This is a genomic window from Lentzea atacamensis (assembly GCF_003269295.1).
Taxonomy (GTDB): domain Bacteria; phylum Actinomycetota; class Actinomycetes; order Mycobacteriales; family Pseudonocardiaceae; genus Lentzea; species Lentzea atacamensis.
Genome location: NZ_QLTT01000019.1, coordinates 1 through 19,471, shown reverse-complemented (window position 1 = coordinate 19,471; position 19,471 = coordinate 1). Strand labels below are relative to the sequence as shown.

The 19,471-nt window shown below is 69.4% G+C and carries 23 protein-coding genes and 1 rRNA gene; 15 read left to right on the top strand and 9 right to left on the bottom strand.

Annotated features, from left to right (window positions below; all coding sequences use genetic code 11):
* Window positions 1–55: 55 nt before the first annotated feature.
* Window positions 56–769, top strand: coding sequence for a DUF72 domain-containing protein (locus C8D87_RS44345; RefSeq protein ID WP_112232640.1), 714 nt, complete (start codon window positions 56–58; stop codon window positions 767–769).
* Here C8D87_RS44345 and C8D87_RS44340 read toward each other — a convergent pair.
* Window positions 735–2,039: an FAD-dependent monooxygenase gene (locus tag C8D87_RS44340; protein WP_112232706.1), complete on the bottom strand. Its 1,305-nt coding sequence runs from the start codon at window positions 2,037–2,039 to the stop codon at window positions 735–737. The two genes, C8D87_RS44345 and C8D87_RS44340, sit on opposite strands and share 35 nt — an antisense overlap.
* Window positions 2,036–2,596 (bottom strand): PadR family transcriptional regulator, encoded by a 561-nt coding sequence (locus tag C8D87_RS44335; protein ID WP_109642561.1) that lies wholly within the window; start codon window positions 2,594–2,596, stop codon window positions 2,036–2,038. The genes C8D87_RS44340 and C8D87_RS44335 overlap by 4 nt, the downstream gene beginning before the upstream one ends.
* 69 nt (window positions 2,597–2,665) lie before the next feature.
* Between C8D87_RS44335 and C8D87_RS44330 the strand changes: the two genes are divergently transcribed.
* A complete protein-coding gene (locus tag C8D87_RS44330) occupies window positions 2,666–4,189 on the top strand; it encodes a glycoside hydrolase family 5 protein (RefSeq protein WP_325049776.1) in 1,524 nt (507 codons plus the stop codon).
* 142 nt (window positions 4,190–4,331) lie between these two features.
* On the opposite strand, the gene C8D87_RS44325 is transcribed toward C8D87_RS44330, so the two are convergent.
* Window positions 4,332–5,063, bottom strand: coding sequence for an arylamine N-acetyltransferase family protein (locus C8D87_RS44325; protein WP_112232638.1), 732 nt, complete (start codon window positions 5,061–5,063; stop codon window positions 4,332–4,334).
* A gap of 17 nt (window positions 5,064–5,080) precedes the next feature.
* Between C8D87_RS44325 and C8D87_RS44320 the strand changes: the two genes are divergently transcribed.
* From C8D87_RS44320 to C8D87_RS44295, 6 genes are all read left to right on the top strand, one after another.
* Window positions 5,081–5,890, top strand: a complete 810-nt coding sequence (locus C8D87_RS44320) for a DUF72 domain-containing protein (RefSeq protein ID WP_112232635.1) — start codon at window positions 5,081–5,083, stop codon at window positions 5,888–5,890.
* A gap of 40 nt (window positions 5,891–5,930) precedes the next feature.
* Window positions 5,931–6,287, top strand: a complete 357-nt coding sequence (locus C8D87_RS44315; RefSeq protein WP_109642553.1) for a peptidase inhibitor family I36 protein — start codon at window positions 5,931–5,933, stop codon at window positions 6,285–6,287.
* Between the two features lie 155 nt (window positions 6,288–6,442).
* Window positions 6,443–8,809, top strand: coding sequence for an AAA family ATPase (locus tag C8D87_RS44310; protein WP_146772104.1), 2,367 nt, complete (start codon window positions 6,443–6,445; stop codon window positions 8,807–8,809).
* Entirely contained in the window at window positions 8,806–9,192 is a 387-nt protein-coding gene (locus C8D87_RS44305) for a hypothetical protein (protein ID WP_112232631.1), read from the top strand. Before C8D87_RS44310 ends, C8D87_RS44305 begins: the two co-directional genes overlap by 4 nt.
* Before the next feature lie 8 nt (window positions 9,193–9,200).
* A complete protein-coding gene (locus C8D87_RS44300) occupies window positions 9,201–10,040 on the top strand; it encodes a metallophosphoesterase family protein (protein WP_112232629.1) in 840 nt (279 codons plus the stop codon).
* Window positions 10,037–12,667 (top strand): AAA family ATPase, encoded by a 2,631-nt coding sequence (locus C8D87_RS44295; RefSeq protein ID WP_112232627.1) that lies wholly within the window; start codon window positions 10,037–10,039, stop codon window positions 12,665–12,667. The genes C8D87_RS44300 and C8D87_RS44295 overlap by 4 nt, the downstream gene beginning before the upstream one ends.
* Here the strand turns inward: C8D87_RS44295 and C8D87_RS44290 are convergent.
* The gene (locus C8D87_RS44290) at window positions 12,648–13,103 is read right to left on the bottom strand and encodes a very short patch repair endonuclease (RefSeq protein ID WP_411711546.1); all 456 of its coding nucleotides are present in this window, start codon (window positions 13,101–13,103) and stop codon (window positions 12,648–12,650) included. The two genes, C8D87_RS44295 and C8D87_RS44290, sit on opposite strands and share 20 nt — an antisense overlap.
* A 49-nt stretch (window positions 13,104–13,152) precedes the next feature.
* Between C8D87_RS44290 and C8D87_RS44285 the strand changes: the two genes are divergently transcribed.
* A complete protein-coding gene (locus tag C8D87_RS44285) occupies window positions 13,153–13,785 on the top strand; it encodes a hypothetical protein (protein WP_112232623.1) in 633 nt (210 codons plus the stop codon).
* Here the strand turns inward: C8D87_RS44285 and C8D87_RS45530 are convergent.
* Window positions 13,670–14,125: a hypothetical protein gene (locus tag C8D87_RS45530; protein ID WP_146772103.1), complete on the bottom strand. Its 456-nt coding sequence runs from the start codon at window positions 14,123–14,125 to the stop codon at window positions 13,670–13,672. The two genes, C8D87_RS44285 and C8D87_RS45530, sit on opposite strands and share 116 nt — an antisense overlap.
* Before the next feature lie 104 nt (window positions 14,126–14,229).
* On the opposite strand from C8D87_RS45530, the gene C8D87_RS44275 reads away from it, so the two are divergent.
* Both C8D87_RS44275 and C8D87_RS45525 read left to right on the top strand, forming a co-directional pair.
* Window positions 14,230–15,129: an XRE family transcriptional regulator gene (locus C8D87_RS44275; RefSeq protein ID WP_112232619.1), complete on the top strand. Its 900-nt coding sequence runs from the start codon at window positions 14,230–14,232 to the stop codon at window positions 15,127–15,129.
* Between the two features lie 23 nt (window positions 15,130–15,152).
* The gene (locus C8D87_RS45525; RefSeq protein ID WP_146772102.1) at window positions 15,153–15,368 is read left to right on the top strand and encodes a hypothetical protein; all 216 of its coding nucleotides are present in this window, start codon (window positions 15,153–15,155) and stop codon (window positions 15,366–15,368) included.
* On the opposite strand, the gene C8D87_RS44270 is transcribed toward C8D87_RS45525, so the two are convergent.
* Entirely contained in the window at window positions 15,301–15,768 is a 468-nt protein-coding gene (locus C8D87_RS44270; protein ID WP_146772101.1) for a hypothetical protein, read from the bottom strand. The genes C8D87_RS45525 and C8D87_RS44270 overlap by 68 nt on opposite strands.
* Before the next feature lie 9 nt (window positions 15,769–15,777).
* On the opposite strand from C8D87_RS44270, the gene C8D87_RS44265 reads away from it, so the two are divergent.
* Both C8D87_RS44265 and C8D87_RS44260 read left to right on the top strand, forming a co-directional pair.
* The gene (locus C8D87_RS44265; protein ID WP_146772100.1) at window positions 15,778–16,269 is read left to right on the top strand and encodes a hypothetical protein; all 492 of its coding nucleotides are present in this window, start codon (window positions 15,778–15,780) and stop codon (window positions 16,267–16,269) included.
* Between the two features lie 69 nt (window positions 16,270–16,338).
* Window positions 16,339–17,250, top strand: coding sequence for a hypothetical protein (locus C8D87_RS44260; RefSeq protein ID WP_146772099.1), 912 nt, complete (start codon window positions 16,339–16,341; stop codon window positions 17,248–17,250).
* On the opposite strand, the gene C8D87_RS44255 is transcribed toward C8D87_RS44260, so the two are convergent.
* On the bottom strand, window positions 17,223–18,023 hold the full coding sequence (locus C8D87_RS44255; RefSeq protein ID WP_170166821.1) for an NAD(P)H-binding protein: 801 nt from the start codon (window positions 18,021–18,023) through the stop codon (window positions 17,223–17,225). The two genes, C8D87_RS44260 and C8D87_RS44255, sit on opposite strands and share 28 nt — an antisense overlap.
* 105 nt (window positions 18,024–18,128) lie before the next feature.
* Here C8D87_RS44255 and C8D87_RS44250 point away from each other — a divergent pair, with 105 nt between their 5' ends.
* On the top strand, window positions 18,129–18,488 hold the full coding sequence (locus C8D87_RS44250) for a nucleotide pyrophosphohydrolase (RefSeq protein ID WP_109642528.1): 360 nt from the start codon (window positions 18,129–18,131) through the stop codon (window positions 18,486–18,488).
* Window positions 18,485–19,072, top strand: coding sequence for an LURP-one-related/scramblase family protein (locus C8D87_RS44245; RefSeq protein WP_233442579.1), 588 nt, complete (start codon window positions 18,485–18,487; stop codon window positions 19,070–19,072). Before C8D87_RS44250 ends, C8D87_RS44245 begins: the two co-directional genes overlap by 4 nt.
* Here C8D87_RS44245 and C8D87_RS46645 read toward each other — a convergent pair.
* Together C8D87_RS46645 and rrf are read right to left on the bottom strand one after the other, a co-directional pair.
* Window positions 19,069–19,233, bottom strand: coding sequence for a hypothetical protein (locus tag C8D87_RS46645; protein ID WP_170166820.1), 165 nt, complete (start codon window positions 19,231–19,233; stop codon window positions 19,069–19,071). The genes C8D87_RS44245 and C8D87_RS46645 overlap by 4 nt on opposite strands.
* 140 nt (window positions 19,234–19,373) lie before the next feature.
* Window positions 19,374–19,471, bottom strand: a 5S ribosomal RNA gene (gene rrf / locus C8D87_RS44235); the annotation flags it as partial.

Genomic DNA, 19,471 nt, shown 5'->3' with positions numbered 1-19,471 from the left:
ACCTGCGAAAGGTGCTACAGAGTAGCTACAGGAGGCCCTGGATACCCGTGATGACGTGATCAGAATCGGTACCTCGGGCTGGCGCTACCCGGAGTGGCGCGACGGCTTCTACCACGACGTCCCGCAGAAGCGCTGGCTCGGCCACCTCGCCGGACACGTGGGCACGATCGAGGTCAACGGCTCGTTCTACCGGCTCCAGCCGCCGTCGAACTACCAGAAGTGGGCCGCCGAGACCCCGGACGACTTCCTGTTCGCCGTCAAAGGCTCGCGGCTGGTCACGCACCACAAACGCCTGCGCCACGTCGAGGAGGCGCTCAAGACCTTCACGTCCTCGCTCGCACTCGGCGCCAAGCAGGGGCCGATCCTCTGGCAGCTGCCGTCCACCCTGCGCTTCGATCCCGCCACCCTGCAGGACTTCCTCACCCTGCTCCCGCCGGGCAGGCACGCGGTCGAACCGCGGCACGAGTCGTTCCGCACCGACGCCTACTTCAGCCTCCTGCACGCCCACAACGTCGCCCACGTCGTGTCGGACGCGCCGACGTTCCCGTGCATCGAAGCCGTCACCGCCGACTTCGCCTACGTCCGGCTGCACGGCCACGACGAGCTGTACATCAGCTCCTACAGCGACGAGCAGCTCGACGAGTGGGCGCGGAAGATCGACGACTGGGACCGCGACACGTTCGTCTACTTCGACAACACGATGCACGGCGCGGCCCCGTACAACGCGCTCAGCCTCATGGAACGAACCACGTCTCCAGCGCGGCGTTGAGCGTCGACGGATCGCCCACCCACGCGACGTGGCCGTCCGGGCGGATGAACACGCCGCCGAGTTCTGGCACGTCGTCCAGCAACACCGGTTTGCCGGGCCGCAACAACTCGGCGACCGTCGTGCGCCTGCCGTCCACCTCCACCGCGAGGTTCGGCGCGAGCCTGCCGAGCAACGGGTGGTCGCCGGGGATCCGCGGGTCGTACCGGGTGTCGACACCCGTGACCATCTCGGCGAGGTGTTTGCCGACGGCGGGCAGCCCACCGAGCTCCACCAGCAGATCGCGCACGGGGTCCAGTCGACCGGCCATCGTCTGCGCCCGCGTCGTCCGCAACAGTCGTCTGCCGACTGCATGCCGTTCATCGTGGTAGGTGTGCAGCAGACCGGCGGGCGCCCGGCCGTGCACGGTCGCGGCGAGCTTCCACCCGAGGTTCATCGCGTCGGCCAGCGCCACGTTCACCCCGACCGCACCCGCGGGCGGATGGACGTGCGCGGCGTCCCCGGCCAGGATCACCCGCCCCTGCACGTACTGCTCGGCCTGTCGTGCCGCGTCGGAGAACCGGCTGAGCCACAGCGGTTTTCCCAGCGGAACCTCCCGGCCGAGCCGCTCGTTCAGCAACGACTGGACGTACTCCAGTTCCACGGGCCCGTCACGCGGTTCCGGCTCGCCGAGCACGATCCGCACGTATCCCGGCCGCGGCAGCACGAACACCTCACCCGTCGCGAGCGCGTCGTAGTCGGCCTCGACGTCCGCGATCAGCCCGTACGAGGTCGCGTCCACGCCGGGAAACGCGATGCCCGCCGGTTTGCGGACCACGCTGCGGCTGCCGTCGCACCCGACCAGGTACGAGAACCGCCGCCGTTCCTCTCCGACTACCACGTCGACACCGTCGTCGTCCTGCCGGAGATCGACGACCGCACGCCCCCACCGAACCCGCACACCCAGTTCGGCGAGCCACTCCTCCAGCAGCTCCTCGACCCGGTTCTGCGCGATGCCGAGCGTGTACGGATGATCGGTGTCCATCGTGGAGAGATCGAGAACCAGTCCCGGCAGGAACATCCCTTGCGGCACAACGGTTCCTTCGGCGAGGAACCGCTCGACCAGCCCGCGCCGGTCCAGCAGCTCCAGGCTGCGGGCGGACAGCGTGAAGCCACGCGGGTGCGACGACCGTGCCGGCGCCGCGTCCACCACCTCGACCTCGGCACCTGCCAGCGCCAGCTCCGCGGCGACCATCAGCCCGGCCGGCCCTGCCCCGGCCACCAGCACCGTCATTCCGCCACCTCCGGCCACGCGAGCCGGCCGGACTCGACGTCGGCGACGATCTCCTCGACCCAGCCGATCTCGGCCTCCGCCATCCGCACCGCGTACTCGACCTCCACCACGAACAGGCGCGGCACCTGCGCCAGCGCCTCCTGGTGCCCGGCGCGCATCTCCTCCACCGAGGCACGCAACCGCTCCGCTCGCTCCCGCAACGCGGCCACTGCACCGTCCGGACCGAGCGCGCCGAGATAGCTGACGGCGGAAAGGAACTTCGGGTACTCCGCCTGCGGTTCGCGCACCAGCCGGTCGACCCAGGCGGTGAACTCCTCCCGCCCCAGCGCGGTCAGTCCGTACACGGTCCGCTCCGGCCGCGCCCCGACCCGTACCGTCTCGCGTGCCTCGATCCACCCCTCACGCACGAGCGCGCGCACCACGTCGTACAGCGATCCGGTCGTCACCTTGAACGCCCGGTCCATACCGCGTTCGCGCAACGTCGCCGCCATGGCGTGCGGGTGCAACGGCGACTCCATGAGCAGTCCCAGCACCGCCATACCCAGCGCATTCTTCATCGCTCGACTCCGATCGCTCGGATCCGAGTATTTGGGTTGAAGCGTTTCGCGTCAACTACGCTGCGAGACATGAAGGTGATTCGCGTCTCGGCCACCCTGCTCCTGGCCGCGAGTCTCGTAGCTCCCGCGCAGGCGGAACCGGCGTCCTGGACCGGTCCGCTGAGCACGCGCGGACGGTGGATCGTCGATGCCAACGGCGACCGCTTCAAGCTGAAGTCCGGCAACTGGCACGGTGCGAGCGGCACCTGGAACGGTTCCGGTGACATCAACGACCCCGCCAACCACCACGCCGGCGAGAAGGCCGACCAGGTTCCGCTGGGCCTCGACCGCGCGACGATGGCCGCGATCGTCAGCGGGTTCAAGGAGATCGGCGTCAACAGCGTCCGGTTGCCGTTCTCCAACCAGATGATCAAGGACACCAACCCGGTCAACGGGCTGAAGGACGCGCATCTCAACGGCAAGCGGCCGCTGGAGATCTACGACGCCGCGATAGCCGAGCTGACGCGCAACAACCTCGCCGTCATCCTCAACAACCACACCACGACGTCGAGGTGGTGCTGCGGCGTCGACGGCAACGAACGCTGGAACACAAGCCAGAGCACGGACCAGTGGGTCAGCGACTGGGCGTTCATGGCCGACCGCTACAAGGCCAACAAGCGCGTCGTCGGCGCGGACCTCTACAACGAGGTGCGCCGCAACATCTGGGACGACCCGAACTGGGGCTGGGGCAACGACCACGACTGGCACAAGGCCTCCCAGCAGGCCGCGGACCGGATCCAGCAGACCGCGCCCGACCTGCTCGTCATCGTGGAAGGCATCAACTGGACCGGCATCCCGGTCGACGGCCTCCCGCACGGACGTCCGACGCTGGAGCCCGCCAGGCACCTCAGCCACACGCTCGCCAACCCGGACAAGCTCGTCTACTCCGCCCACTTCTACGGCTACACCGGGCCGAACCACAGCGGCGCCACCGGAACCGGGGAGACGAGCGACCCGCGTTACCAGGACCTGTCGCCGCAGGAGCTGACGGATGTCCTGCAGCGGCAGGCGTTCTTCATCACCGAGGCGCAGAAGCACTTCACCGCGCCGCTGTGGATCAGCGAGTTCGGCGTCGGCGGCCGCGAGGAGACCAACCCCAGGTCGCGCGACTGGTTCGAGCGGTTCGTGAACCACCTGGTCGCGTCCGACGCCGACTTCGCGTACTGGCCGCTGGTCGGCTTCCACACCAACCGGCGCGGCAACGGCTGGGCGCTGCTGCACTGGGACGCCAACGGCAACCGCATGGGTGTCAACGACGGCGACGACTGGCGCGCCAACGCCTGGAACCGGCTCGTCAACGCCCCGCAACGGTCCGGGCAGATCCCGCGCGAGACCCGGTGGAACATGCTCCTCAAGGAATCGTGCCCGCAGAACGAAAAGCTCGTCGGCATCAGCCACACCGGCAACCGCGGCCTGTGCGTCAGCGGTCCACAGTGGAGCAATACGACGCGCATCACCAACGAGCAGCACGTCACCGACGACTGGCGCGGGGCTACACGAAACTCCAGTGCCCGCGAGGAAACGCGGCCGTCGGGTACGCGAACCTCACGCTGATCTGCGCACCCAACGCCACCGGGACGAGCTCACGCGTCCTGTGGTTCGACCGCGGCGACAACCGGCCGGACCAGGGCGGTGACTGGGCGAACGGGCACTACAAGGGACAGTGCGCCCAGGACGAGCACATCGCCGGCGTCGCCTACAACTGGCGCAGGACGCCGGACGCGTTGCTCTGCAGGAAGTGAATTCCGAAGTGTTGAAGGAAGGCGGCCGCGGGATCCTCGACGTCGGTTGAGGTCTTGCGGTCGCCTTCGGTCACCACGAGCTTGTCGCCGGTCACGGTGATCCGCCCGTCGGGCAACGCCAGCGACGCCATCGGCCCGCGCCGGAAGTGCGACTCCGGTGAGGTCTGCTGCCACCAGCACGTCGGCACGAACTCCGCGAGCTGACGCGGCCGCCGTTCCAGCCGGTAACAGGGCTCGCCGTCCCTCCGCACCTCCACGTCGTCACCCACGTCCACCAGCCGGAACACGCCGAACGGGTCCTTCTGGTCCTCGCGCGACGCCCACGACAGCGGGTGCAGTGTGAAGGCGCCGAACCCGGCGTCCACCAGCCACGCGTCGTCCACCAGCAGGGCGAGGTGGTCGAACGGCGGCCCGAACGTCTCGCCGTTGAACACGCGAGCCGCGAGCAGCTCCACGGAATACCCCAAGTGCCGCAACAACTCCGCGAACATGCCGTTGAGCTCGTAGCAGAACCCGCCCCGTCTCTGCACCACGATCTTGTCGTAGAGCCACGGGACCTCCAGCACGATCCGGGTGTCCATGTGGGTGTCGAGGTTCTCGAACGGGACGCTCAGCAGATGCCGTTCGTGCAGTTCCGTCAACGACGACGAGCGAGAAGCGCCGATGCGCTGTAGGTAAGCGTCCATCGTGCCACGATAACCACATGGGCGAGGTCAGGATCGGCACTTCGGGGTGGGTCTACCCGCCCTGGCGCGGCGTGTTCTACCCCAAGGGCGTCACCCAGAAACGCGAGCTGGCCTACCTGAGCGAGAAGCTCAACTCCGTGGAGATCAACGGCTCCTTCTACTCGCTGCAACGCCCGTCCAGTTACCAGAAGTGGGCCGCGGAGACCCCGGACGACTTCGTGTTCGCCGTGAAGGGCAGCCGCTTCATCACGCACATGAAGCGCCTCAAGGACGGCAACGAACTCCTCGCGAACTACCTCGCGTCCGGCGTTCTCGCGCTCGGCCCGAAGCTCGGCCCGATCCTCTGGCAGCTCCCGCCCACACTGCGGTTCGACGCCGACCTGCTCACCCGCTTCTTCGAAGGTCTCCCCCGCACCACCACCGAGGCCGCCGAAGTCGCCAAGCGCCACGACCACCGCGTGGACCCGGCGCACACCACCACGGACGCCGAACGCCCGATGCGCTACGCCCTCGAAGTCCGCCACGACAGCTTCAAGACGCCGGAGTTCTGCGACCTGCTCAAACGCCACGACATCGCACTCGTGATCGCCGACGCGGCCGGCAAGTACCCGTTGATGGAGGAGGTCACCAGCGACTTCGTCTACGTGCGGCTGCACGGTCACGACGGGCTCTACGTCAGCGGCTACACCGACGAGGGCCTCGACATGTGGGCGAAGAAGGTCGAGAAGTGGCGGAAGCACGGCGACGTGTTCGTGTACTTCGACAACGACGCCAAGGCCTACGCCCCGCGTGACGCGATCGCACTCCAAGATCGTCTCGCCGATTGATCCAAACGGACGCACACTCGTTTTCGACGGAGGTGCGCCCATGTCGACGAAGAGCCTCATCGCCGCGTTGGTGATCACTGCAGGCGCGGTTGCCTCGAGTGGGATCGCCGTAGCGCAGAGTGACAAGAGCTGCGACAAGGGCGAGTTCTGCGTGTGGGCGGGACCCGACTACACGGGGGCGGTCCAGCGCCTCGACCTGGAGACCGCGAACCCCGACGAGTGCATCACCCTGAACCTCGTCGGCAAGTCGTTCGTCAACCGCCTGAGCAGGGACGCGAGTGTCTTCCAGCGGGAGAACTGCTCGACGGAGGCCGAGTTCACCACCTACCCCAAGCACGGCACCTACGTGCCCGACGCGTACTTCGTGATCCGGGCGCTCGAAGTGTGGGGGCCATAACGAGGGCGGACTACTTTAGTCACCCTATGTAACACCACCCGATCGTGTGAGTACTCACCAGTAGGTCTCATTTGGTGCCTACGTTGCCGCCCTATCGAGTGGTGGCAGCTGGAGGAAATGTGACCGTGGCGGGTGAAGCCGGGTTACTCGAACTGATGGCCGGAAGACTGGCCAAAGACGATCTCACCCCACGTGCGGCGGAACTGGTGCTGGCGGCGTGCCGCGGCGAAGCGGCGCTGGAACGCGCGCTCACCGGTGTGCCCGTTCAGGAGGAGGCGCCGCGGGAACCGGCGGACGGCCCCGGCCGGGGGATCTTCGTGTCGGAGATCCGCGTGCGCGGCTTCCGGGGCATCGGCCCTCATGCGCGCCTGCCGCTGGCACCGGGTCCCGGGCTGACCGTCGTCACCGGGCGCAACGGCTCTGGCAAGTCGAGCTTCGCCGAGGCGGCGGAACTGGCACTGACCGGCTACAACGCCCGCTGGACCCGCGCGCGGCACGACGTGTGGCGGCAGGGCTGGCGCAACCTGCACCAGAACGACACCGCCGTCGAGCTGGAGCTCGTCCAGGCCGGGCAGGCGGACAGGACGACGATCCGGCGGTGCTGGGCGGAGGACGAGGACCTGGCGCAGGGCGAGTGGACGCAGGACGACGAGCCGTTCGACGGCCGCAGGTGGCACGACGCGCTGGAGACCTACCGGCCGTTCCTGCCCTACAGCGAGCTGGGGACCGTTCTCGACGCACAGCCGGAGGACCTCTACGAGGCGATGCACCGCCTGCTGGGACTGGAAGCGATCACCGAGGCGCAGCAGTCGCTCGCCGAGCACCGCAAGCGTCTCGCCGAGATCGTCGCCCGCCCCTACGACCGGCGGGAACGGGTGCGCGCGGAGCTGGCGGCGTCCCAGGACGAACGCGCTCGCCGCGCCGCCGCGCTCCTCGGCAGCGACTCCCCCGACCTCGACGCGATCGCGGACCTGGCACTGGGCGCGGACGTCGGCAGTGGAACCAACCTGCTGCACCAGATCGTGGCCCTGCCGCTGCCGCCCGACGACGAGATCGAGAGGTGCCGCGAGACCCTCGACCTGGCGCTCGGCGCGGTCACCGTGGTGGCGACGGACAACGCGCAGGACTCGTTGCGGTGCAGCGAGATCCTGCGGCTCGCGATCCAGCTGCAGGAGTCGGGCGGCAACCAGGCGTGCCCTGTGTGCGACCTCGGCCGGCTCGACGGGCTGTGGCTCGCCAAGGCCAGGGAACGCGCGGAGCACCTCAGCAGGGCCGCCGCGGAGCTGCACGAGGCCGCGGACCGGCTGGACGTGGCGGTGGCGGCCACGCGGGCGTTGTGCCAGCCGGCACCGGACGTGCTGCTCGAAGCACAGGGCATCCTCGACACGACCGCCGCGTTGCAGGCCTGGCAGGCGTGGGACGACTGCGTCGCGATCGACGACCCGGTGCGGCTGCGCCACGAGTTCTTCGACCGCTACGCCGAGCTGGAGGCCGCGGTCGAGGCGGTGAAGGCCGTGGCACGCGAGCAGATCGACCGGCGTGACCTGGTGTGGCGGCCGATGGCGATCGCGTTGTTCGAGTGGCACTCCCAGGCGCAGCAAGCGCTTGCGGACGCCGACGTGCTCGCCGACGTGACCGAGGCGGAGAACTGGATCCGCAAGACCGCCGCGACACTGCGGGCCGAGCGCATCGCGCCGTTCGCCAAGGAGTCGCAGCGGATCTGGCAGCGGTTGCGGCAGCAGAGCAACGTCGACCTGGGCGCCGTGCGGCTCGGCGGCACCCGCAACGTCGAGCTGGACGTGTCCGTCGACGGCGTCTCCAACTCGGCGCTGGCGGTGATGAGCCAGGGCGAGCTGCACTCGCTGGGGCTCGCGCTGTTCCTGCCGCGGGCGATGGTGGACGAGAGCCCGTTCCGGTTCGTGGTGATCGACGACCCCGTGCAGGCGATGGATCCGTCCAAGGTGGATGGCCTCGCCCAGGTGCTCGCCGACGTCGGGCTGACGCGCCAGGTCGTGGTCTTCACGCACGACGAACGGCTGGTGGAGGCACTGCGGCGGTTGCGGCTGCCGGCGACGGTCTGGGAGGTCTGCCGCGGCGAGGAGTCCGTCGTGCAGGTGCGGTTGTCCGACGATCCCGTCGGCCGCTGCCTGAACGACGCGCGTGCCATGCGCGGCGACGAGGACCTGCCGGACGCGTTGCGGGCCGAGCTGGTGGCGTCGTGCTGCCGGGCGGCACTGGAAGCCGCGTCGCACGCCAGGTTCCGGCGCGAGCGGCTCGCCCGCGGGATGCCCCACGCCGAGGTCGAACGCACGCTGGAATGCGCGCTGACAACCCGGCAGAAGATCGCGCTGGCCGTGCTCGACGACCTCGGCGAGCCGGGGAAGCTGTTGCCGCACCTGGAGGACGTCGTCGGATCGTGGGCGGTCGACCTGCTGCAGGCTTGCCGCGTCGGCGGTGACGGCGGCGACCTGGACGTGCTGATCCGCGACACCGAACTGCTCGCGGGGTGGTTGCAGCGATGAACCTGTCCTCGGACGTCCAGGACCGCCTGACCTGCGTCGCGAACCTGCTGGCACGCCCGGATCAGCTCGACGGCGTGCGGATCCGCTGCTGCGCGGAGCTGTTGCGCACGGCGGTGGAACGATCGGTGGCCCGTGCCTGTGGCGCCGTGAACACCGACCAGCCGGTGCACGCGTTGCTGATCAGCCTTCCGTCCCGTGTGGACGCTGACGTGGCGCACGACGCCTCACAGCTGTGGCACGCGCTGAGCCGCGCGATCCGGCACCACGGCTACGAGCTGACCCCGACCGTCGCGGAACTGCGCGGCTGGCACGCCGACACCGCGTCCGTCGTCGTGGCTCTGCAGCCGACCCTGACCCTGTCCGGCACCATCGACCTCACCTGAAGGCACCGGTGAAACTGCTGCTGTTCGCGGACCTGCACCTGGACACGCGCTTCGCCAGCGCTGGTCCCGCACGCCGCCAGGCGTTGCGCGACACGCTGGGCCGGATCGTCGAGCTCGCCGAGGAGTCGCACGTCGACGCGGTGCTCTGCGCCGGCGACCTCTACGAGCACGAACGCTGCTCCCCTTCCACGGCCTCGTTCCTGCGTTCGTCGTTCGACTGCTCGATGCCGGTGTTCCTGGCGCCGGGCAACGACGACTGGTACGGCCCGCAGTCGGTCTACCAGCAGGTGGACTGGTCGCCGAACGTGCACGTGTTCTCCTCGGACGACCTGACGCCCGTCGAGCTCGCCGACGGCGTCACTCTGTGGGGTGCCGCGCGCGTCGAACCCAGCCAGACGCGGGACTTCCTGGACGGCTTCGCGGTGAACAGGTCCGGGGTGAACCTGGCCCTGTGCCACGGTTCCGCGCCGGACGATGTCGCGATCACGGGACTGGACCACGCCTTCCTCGGCCACGTGCACACACCGGAGCACGCCGCGCACTACACGTTCCCCGGCAACCCGGATCCCCTGACAGCGGGCGAAACCGGTGAGCGGGGCGCCGTTCTGTGCACCGTCCACGACGACGGCACGGTGTCGCGGGAGGTGTTCGACGTGTCGGCGTCGCGCTCACTCGGGTTGGTGATGGAGAGCTCGGAGGCGTTTCCGTTGCTGGATTTCGACTCCGTTGCGGCAGAACGAACCGTGCGCGGCCAGTTCGTGCGCGACGTGCTGGCCGACGCGACCTTGGACACGGCGTTGCGCGGCCGCGTGCTCGCCACCGGCCTGCGGGCCTTGGAGGGGCGATGAGGATCGAGTCGGTCACCGCGCACGCGTTCGGGCCGCTGCACGACCGGACGCTGCCGCTGGCACCGGGACTGACGGTGGTGTCGGGCGTGAACGAGTCCGCGAAGTCGTCCTGGCACGCCGCCATCCGCGCGGCTCTGTGCGGCGAACCGTCGGCGCGGCACCGCCCGTGGGACGGCGAGTCGTGGCGTGTCGCCGCAACGGTGTCGCTGGCGTCCGGCGAGGTCGTGACGGTCGACCGCGACCTCGACGAGGACAGTTGCCCTGACGTTGCGCGCCGCGTCGGCCTGGACCGCACGTCGTTCGCCGCCACCGCGTGCGTGGACCAGGCTCAGCTGTTGTCGGTGCTGGACGCGGCCGACGGCCTGCAGGACCACCTGCGCCGTGCCGCCGCCACCGCGGGCACCGACGGCACGGTGGAACAGGCGTTGCTGCGGCTGAACGCACCCGTGGACGCGTTGCGGGAGGCCAGGAACCGCCTGCGGGAAGCCGAAACGGACCTGGCCGTGGCCCGCCGCGAGCACGCGCGTTATCTGGATCTGAGCGTCAAGGCCCGGTCGGCCGCCGCCGCTCGCGCGCGCCTGGCCGTCCAGGAGCACTCCGCTGTCGTCGACGCGCTCGCCGCTCGGGTGGCTCGCCTGACCGAGCTGCAAAAGCGCTTCGGTGACGGCCCGCCGTCCGGCCTGGCGGCGCAGGAAGAACTGACCCACCTGGTCAACCGCGCGCTGGCCGCGTGGCGCGCCGCTCCCACCCCGCGTGTGCTGACCGGGCCGTCCTCGTCGACGCTGGAGGGCGAGCTGGAAGCCCTGCCGGAGTTTCCCTGCGGTGAGACCGCGCTCGACGACGACCTCCGCGTGGTGGCGAGTGCCTACGAGACCGCGTCCGCCGTCGCTGCCGCTCACGACGAGCGCCGCCCGTCGCCCGCCACGACGGCCGAACCGTCGGTGCTGCGCGGTCTGGCGACGCGGCTGGACCCGGGCAGCGGAGCCCGTCTGACCACCGCGTCCATCGAGGTGGACACCGCCCGGCTGTACCAGGACGAAGCGGCAGCCAACGCGGCGCGCGTCCAGGTGGAGGCCGACGTGGCGGCCGCGCGGGTGCAGGAGATCGCGATGCCGAACCCGTTCCTGCGCATCGCTTTGCTGGCACTGAGCTGCCTCACGACGTTGGTCGGTCTGCTGCTGTTCCTGGTGAACCAGGAGATGGCCGCCATGGGTGTCCTCGTCGCCGCATTTGTCGCCGGTGTCGGCGGTGCCCTGGCCCGCGGCAACGCGCCCCAGCGTGACGACGCCGTGGCCTTCGCCGCCGAGCGAGCCGCGGCCGCCACCGAGGCACGCAGCCTGCTGTTCGCCGCGGACCGCAAACTTGCGGAGGCCGAGGGTCAGCGCGCCGTCGCCCTCGAGGCCGTTCGCGTCCACGACGAGGCCGCTGCTTCGTGCGCTGCGCTGGGCATCCCCCCGGACCGCGAAACGTTGTGGCGCCTGGCCAACCGCGCGGCCTGGGAAGCCGAGCACGCCGACCTGGTGTGCGAGGTGGCGCGCACCGAGAAGGTCGTCCGCGTCGAGCTCGCCGCCCGCGGCAAGGTCGACAACACGATGTCCGTGCCGGACCTGCTGATCGACTACGAGACCGACTGCAAGGTCCGCGCGCGTCAGGCGTTGATGGCCGCCCAGCGCCCGCTGCTGGCCCGGGCACTGGAGGACCGTCTCCTGGCCGAAGCCACCGTCGCCGAGGCCACCGCCGCTCACGACCGGGCGCTGTCGCTGCTGCGCGAGGCGGTGACCGCGATCGGCGGCTCGGGGGAACGTCCGGAGGACCTGCTCCGCGCGATCGCCGAGTGGCAACGCGGCTGGGACCGGCGGCTGCGCGAGGCCGAGGAAGAACGCAACGCGTGGGCCGAACTGCAGTCGCTCCTGGCCGACGGCACCCTGAACGACCTGGAAACCACCCTCTCCGCCGCCCAGAACCACCACGCCGCGTTGCTGGCGGACGCCGCCCGCTACGCCGCCTGCGCGCCCGCCGACCCGTCGCTGGCCGCCGCCGCCGAATCCCTGGCCGCGACGGTCGCCGAGCTCGCCAGGACGCTGCCCGGCGTTCCGGAGGCCGAGGAGGACGTGCAGGCCGCCGCTGCCGTGCTGGCCGAGGTGCAGGCGGAGGTCGAGGCGATCGACCTCGCCTCGCGCTACCTGGTCGCGGCGCGGGAGAAGGTCCACAGCACGATCGCCCCGGCGCTGGAAGACACGCTCCGATCGTGGCTGCCGTTGGTGACCGACGGGCGTTATGTCGATGCCGCCGTGGATCCGCTGTCGCTGACCGTGCGCGTGTGTGCGGCCTCTGAGACGTGGCATCAGGCCTCGCGTCTGTCCTTGGGCACGACAGAGCAGGTGTACCTGCTGCTGCGAGTGGCTCTTGCTCAGCACCTCGCCACTGAAGCGTGTCCGCTGCTGCTGGACGACGTGACGGTGCAGGCCGATGACGCGCGCACTCGTGCGGTGCTGGATCTGTTGCTGCGGTTGTCGGAAGACCGGCAGATCGTGTTGTTCGCGCAGGAGACCGCGGTGGTGGAGTGGGCGCGGGAACGGCTGGGTGAGCGCGACGTGCTGCATCAGCTCATGCCCGTGGCGGTCTGACCCCGGCGGCGACGAGCGCGACGACCCGGTCGGCGACCTGCTCCGGGTCGTCGTGCTCCCACACCCGCACGACGAGCCAGCCGGCGGCCGCGAGTTGCAGATCGGTGTCCCGGTCACGCACGACCACACCGTGCAGCTTCACCTCCCACCACTCGCGGTTCGCCTTCGGCACCTGGCCGTGCTCCGGGCACGAGTGCCAAAAGCACCCGTCGACGAACAACGCGATCTTGGCCCCGCGCAGCAGCACGTCCACACGTCTGCGCCGGTTGGTTCCGGGCGGTGCGACGTCCACGAGGTAACGCAATCCCCGCCGGTGCAGCGCGCGCCGAACCGCCAGCTCCGGCGCGGTGCCGGTCCGGCGAGTCCTGCGCATCACCCGGGAGGTCGTCTCGGAGCTGGCGGGCGGGGCGGGTCCCGGGTCGACGTGGCGGTACACGACCTGTGGTTTCCCGGAATTGTCAGACCCCATCGCTACCGTCGGACCCATGACCAACGCCGCCTTCCACAAGCTGACCCCGACGACCGAGGAGAAGCTCGCCGAGCTGGACCTGCGCCTCGACGTGCTGGACCGCGCGATCGCCGCCGGCATCGACGCACGTGCCGCGTCACCGCCGTTCGGGCCCACCAACGCGCCGGGGCTGCTCGACTGGATCCACCGGGTGGGCACGTTGCGGCAGCTGCTGGCGGCCGAGGGGTGGCAGCGGCTCGACCACTGGAACGCCGGGCTGGTGCGGCACCCGTCGCGGCCGATTCTGCTCGGCACGTTGCAGGGCAACCGGGGCACGGGGTCGCCGGACGCGCCACTGCGCAGCGACTACGCCAAGGGCCCCGCGATCGCCGCGATGATGCGCGACAACGACCACGACCAGTTCGCGCTGTTCGAGAACGCGCGCACCGAAGGGCTGAAGTTGTGGTTCCTCGTCACGTATCCGCTGCAGCTGGAGGACCGGCTCGTGGTGCTGCGGGAGGTGTCGCAGCCGGAGCCGACACCGCAGAACCAGATCATCGAACGGTGGGCGCACCGCATCCCGTTGCCGCCGATGGAGTTCGCGCAGACCAGGACGCCCAATGTGGACGGGCCGGAGGAGGTGGACTTCCCCGTCGCCCTGCGCCGCTGACCACGCTGCTCGGATCGTCCCGCTCGTCGGCGAGCAGCTCGACCAGGGCGAGCTGCTCCTTTTCGGACACTCCGATGAGGTCGGCCTCGCGGCCGCTGTCCTGCCAGATCACCGACCTGGCCTTCGTGCGCCCGGTGTAGGCCGTGATCATCCGGCCCGGTGTGGCGACGGTCGCCGTCGAGAACGCGCCGGTGATGACCAGTTCGCCGACCTGCGCCGCGGTGCCCGACTTGCTGCCGGCCGGTGCGTCGGTCTCGTTTCGGACCGTCTTCACCAGCCCGGTGGTGCGGAGGTCCTTGAACAACGACCTGGTCTCACCCCGGTCACCCCACACGTTCATCAAGGCCGTCCGGGTCCGTGGTCCAAACGGTCCGAGTGCAGCCGATCGGACCCACCGGCCCCCGCGTGGCGCCCCGCCGAGCCAGAGGTGAGAATGGCTCGATCATGCTCACCCCGTCGCGACTCACGCTCGCCCGCACCCGGCGCGGTCTCACCGCGGCCGACCTCGCGCGCAAGTCCGGGGTACCCGCGCGGGCCATCGGCGAGTACGAACGCGGCCTGCGCAGGCCCAAGCCCGCCACCACCGAGTCGCTGGCCGGCGCGCTCGGGTTCCCGGCGGCCTTCCTCACCGCACCCGAACCGCCTCGGCTGCAGGGCACCGTGGTGACCGCACAGGCGACCGCCGCGGCCCAGCTGGCGATCGAGTTCAACGCGTGGATGGAGCGGCTGTTCGTGCTGCCCCAGCCGGACCTGCCCCCGCCGCGGACATCACCGGAAGACACGCGGAGAGCATGGCGGCTCGACACGGCGCCGGTGCCGAACATGGTGCAGCTGCTGGAGTCCCGCGGCGTGCGGGTGTTCTCCCTGCCGGTCGACTGCGCCGCCGACGACGCGTTCTCCTGCTGGCACAACGGCACGCCGTACGTGTTCCTCAACCCGGCGGCGACGCCGGAGCAGGCGCGGTTCGACGCGGCCGTCCAGCTCGCCGTCCTGCTCGGACACGACGAGCCCGAGGAGTTCGCCGCCGAGTTCCTCATGCCGCAGGAGCAGTTGCCCGGCACGAGCCACCGCCACTGGCACGTCGCGGAGGAGCAGTTCGCGGCCAGAGCCCGGGCGTACCACGGCCTGCGAGGTGGCATGGCGCGAAGGGAGACGTCGAAGCTGCTGACCAAGGTGTTCAAGGTTCTGCGCGAGAACGGCACGACGCCGTTCCACGTGGCCAAGGAACTGAACCTGGGCCTGGAAGAGCTCAACGGCCTGGTGTTCGGGCTCGTGCTGACCGCGCTCCCGGGTGGACGAGAACCAGGGCCGAGAGGACGCGCACGCCTTACCCTGGTCCACTGATCAACCTGGGGGGACCAGAAGTCGTGTTCTTGCGCTATCTCATGGCGCTGCCTTTGCTCGTGGCGAGCGTCGTCGGTGTGCCGACCGGCTACCACGTTCTTTCGTCGTACCTGTACCGGCGCGAGCTGCTGGACGAGAAGTTCGACGTCGCGGGAGAGTTCCGGGAGTCCTTCACCGAGAACGTCGTCGGGTGGCCGATTGCGCTGGCGACCTGCTGCTCGTCGTGTTCTGGTGGATGACGACGGCGTGGCCGAAGATCGCGTTGGTGCCGTCGGTGCCGGCGTCGGTGGGCGGGGCCATCGTCGGCCTGATCGACGGCTGGGAGAACGCGGCGTCCGCGGCCACGGCACCGTTCGTCGCCTGGGGGCTCGCGTGGCTGGCAGGGAAGATCGTGTCCTGGCCGGTCACGGGAGAAGTGCGGCGATCCGCGGTCGAGATCGCCGTCGGACTGCGCGGCGGTGGCCGGCTGCGGGTGCAGTCCCGGCGGTTGCTGCTCGACAAGCTCCCGCCGCCGGTGCACCCGATGAGCCCGATCGGCAGGGTCGCCATCCGGTTCGACCGGATCAGCGCCGTCGAGGCCGGCGTCGTGCACACACCCGCGCCGTGGCGGCTGGCCAGCACCAGCGAGCTCACCCTCACGCCGGCGAGGTGCTGCGGGTCATCGGCGGCGGGCAGGAGTGGCTGTTGCCGGTCGGCGACGCGGCCGCGCTCCGGCAGCTCGTGGTGGAACGAGCCGAGCACCGCGTGGTACCGGATCCACGGCCGCCGATGGAGAGCGACCGGTGGTCCCACGCCAAGAACCTGTGGGAGCTGGCCGGCCAGGAGCCGCCGGTGCGCAACACCCGGACGGTCAACCACGGCAACCGCTGGGCGGCGCTCATCATCTCCGCGCTGACGACCCAGATGGCGCTCTTCTCCGTGTTCCGCATCTTCACCGACGGCTGGGGCTACCTCGTCGGGGTCTTCTTCGGCCTGATCGCGTGGATCGCGACGCACGTGTGGTTCCGGCAGGGCGTCGTCTACAGGCTCACCGAGGAGAACCCGGTCTCACCGATGGCCGACGAACCCGATCCACGACGCAATCCGGTCACGCGCTGGAGTGCTCAGCCTGTTGCACTAGGCCAAACGAGCGATTTGTGAAACGCATCGTCTGGCATACCCGACACTGAGAGTGACGGAGATGCCAAGTCGTGAGGACGGCTTATGACGATGCAGCAACGCACAGAGCCTTCGCCTGCCGCAGTCCTGATCGCCGTTGCCGTGCTCGCGCTGGTTCTGACCGTTGCTTTCGGCCCGCTGGGCTTCGTCATCGGGCTCGCGTTGTTCGCGTTGATGTTCGTCGGCACGAAGAACAGAGCGGCGCCTGAGCAGATCGTCCCGATGCGCACCCGGACCCGCATCCGCCGGCTGTCCACGGCGGGCCGGGTCGCCATCATCGGCGAGTCGAACTACCAGGACGCCATCGCCGAGGTGGCGCGGCACGCGGCCGCGCACACCGCGGAGGAAGCGATTCAGGCGACCGCGGTGCTCGTGCCGGAGTCCGCCAACCGGCACGACCAGGCCGTCCGGGTCGACCTGCTGCGCGGTGACGGCTCCGCGATCACCGCCGGCTACCTGCGCGGCGACCAGGCCGCCGACTACCAGCCATTGCTGCTCGAACTGGCCGAGCGCGGCGAGGTGGGCTCGTGCCCCGCCCGGATCATGGGTGGCGGTCACCGCTACTACGGCGTGCACCTGCACCTCGGCGACCCGCGGCTGCTGCTGCTCGACCACGAGGCCCTCGGCACGGCACCGACGATGCCCGCCGAGCAGCAGGTCCCCGTCGTGGGCGAGGAAGCCCATCAGCACGTGCTGCACCGCGTGGTCAACGGCCGGACGCCCGTCCACGTCATCGCGGAACTCCGCGACTGCCGCATCGCCACGGGCACGCACGTCGGCGAACACACCCTTGAAGTGCTGCTCGAAGGAGAACTCATCGGCCAGCTCAGCTACGCGATGGGTCTTCGCTACTGCGAGATGGCGCAAGAGTGGCGCACCCGCACGGGGCGAGCGCTCTGCGAAACCGTCATCACCAACGAAGGCACGCGCGGCCTTCAGGCGAAGCTGCTGCTGCCCAAGTAGTCCGCGAACGTTCGCGGCTCACGGCCCAGCACCCGCTGCACACCGTCGGACAGGTGCGACTCGGCTCCCGTGCGGACGCGCACGAGCAGCATCGTGACGAGGTCGGCGATCTCGTCCGGGTAGCCGAGCCCGCGCAGCGTGGCCGCGAACTCCTCCGGCGCGACGTCGGTGTAGAGGACCGGGTTGCCGGTCACCGCGACGATCCGCGCCAGCATCTCGGGGAACGACAACGACTCCGGCCCGCTCAGCTCGTAGGTCTGCCCTGCGTGGCCGGGCTCGGTGAGCGCCGTGACAGCCACCTCGGCGACATCCACCACATCAATGAACGGGTGGATGCCCTGCCCTGCGGGCACAGCCAGCTCGCCGTGCTGGACGGGCGCCGCGAACATGTCCTCGTCGAAGTTCTGCATGAACCACGTCGGCCGCAGGATCGTCCACTCGACACCGGAGTCCTTGATCGCGGCCTCGAACGGGTCGCCGTCGGGAGCGCCACGCATGGACAACAGCACGAGCCGGGTGACGCCGGACTTCACCGCGAGAGGCACGAAGTCGGCGAGGAGCGCGGGGTTCTCCGGGGGAACCACGTAGACCGCGGTGGTGCCGGAGAGGGCCGGCTCCCAGGTGTCCGGGTCCGCCCAGTCGAACTTCGTGGCCGACGACCTCGACGCCGGACGAGCGGCTTGGCCGAGGAGCTCGGTGACGCGGCGCCCGGTCTTGCCGGTGGCGCCGAGCACGAGGACGGTTGACGACTTGATTCCGCTCAATGTTGACATGACTAGAGCCAATCAACCTTGACGCGGACGATCCATGCTTGATTGACCTGCATCCTTGCCCGTTCGTCCACCTATGTCTTTTGGCAACGTGGTACTTAGTGGGTCATGAGTGAGCGTGATCTCGTGGACCTGAGGGATGCGTTGCGGGCGTTCGCCGCTGCCCGTGACTGGGACAGCTACCACACCCCCAAGAACCTGGTGATGGCGTTGTCCGCGGAGGTCGGCGAGCTCACCGACCTCTTCCAGTGGCTGACGCCCGAAGAGGCGAAGAATGCGATGAAAGACCCAGACCTCGCGTGGAACGTGCGGGACGAGCTCGCGGACGTGATGCACTACCTCACCAGGCTGGCGGACAAGCTCGGTGTCGACCTCGTCGAGGCCGCGTTCGCCAAGATCGAGCGCAACGAGCGACGGTTCCCCACGGGGGACCTGCGCCCGGTGCCAGTCGAGAAGGGTGAGCTGTGAGTCTCCAGAACGTGCAGGTCCTGCACGTGCACCAGAAGGTCACGTTCATGATCAACCGCTACGAGGTCTTCGTCGACGACAACGGCGAACCCGGCGAACTGGTCGGCTTCGCCGAGCAGAAGAAGTTCAAGATCAAGGAACGGATCACGATCTACACCGACTCGTCGAAGAGCCAGGTGCTGTTCGAGTTCAACGCCCGCAAGGCGCTCGACCTGGGCAGCGGCTACGACGTAACCGACGCGAACGGGCGGTCGATCGGATTGTTCCGCAAGAACTTCGCGAAGTCGCTGCTGCGCTCGACGTGGCATCTCGAGCAGCCGGGCTGGGGTGAGTCGACGGGTGCCGAGCGCAACAAGTGGTTGGCCGGCATCCGCCGGCTGTGGCAGTGGATCCCGATCGTCGGTGAAGCGCCGTTCCCCATGCGTTATCACTTCGACTTCACGAAGAACGGCGCTCCCGTGTTCAGCGTCGACAAGAAGACCTGGATCCGCGACCACTACCTGGTCCGCATCCAGGATCCTGGCGTCGACCGCCGGCTCGTGGTCGCCCAAGCCGTCGCGCTCGACGCGCTGCAGTCCCGCTAGAGGTACGTGAGCAGGAGGAGGATCAGGCACATCAGCAGCACGACGCCGAGCACCGCGGGCAGGATTGACTGCGAGGACGGCGCGGGCTCGCGGGCGTGCCTGCCCCGCCTCCTGCGCGCTCGCCACCGCAATGGTGCCTCCCCTGCCCGCTGATCGTTCATGACGATCACGGTAGGGACGAACAAGCCGAGCCCAGCTCACATCACCCGCTCGCCTCGGCCTCATCACCCGGTCGGCGGCTCAAGCACGAAAAAACCCTGCGGGGAGCACACGAAGTGCTCAACCCGCAGGGCTAAATTAAGTTCGGCGGCGACCTACTCTCCCACACCGTAACCAGTGCAGTACCATCGGCGCAGAAGGGCTTAACTACCGGGTTCGGAATGGGACCGGGTGTTTCCC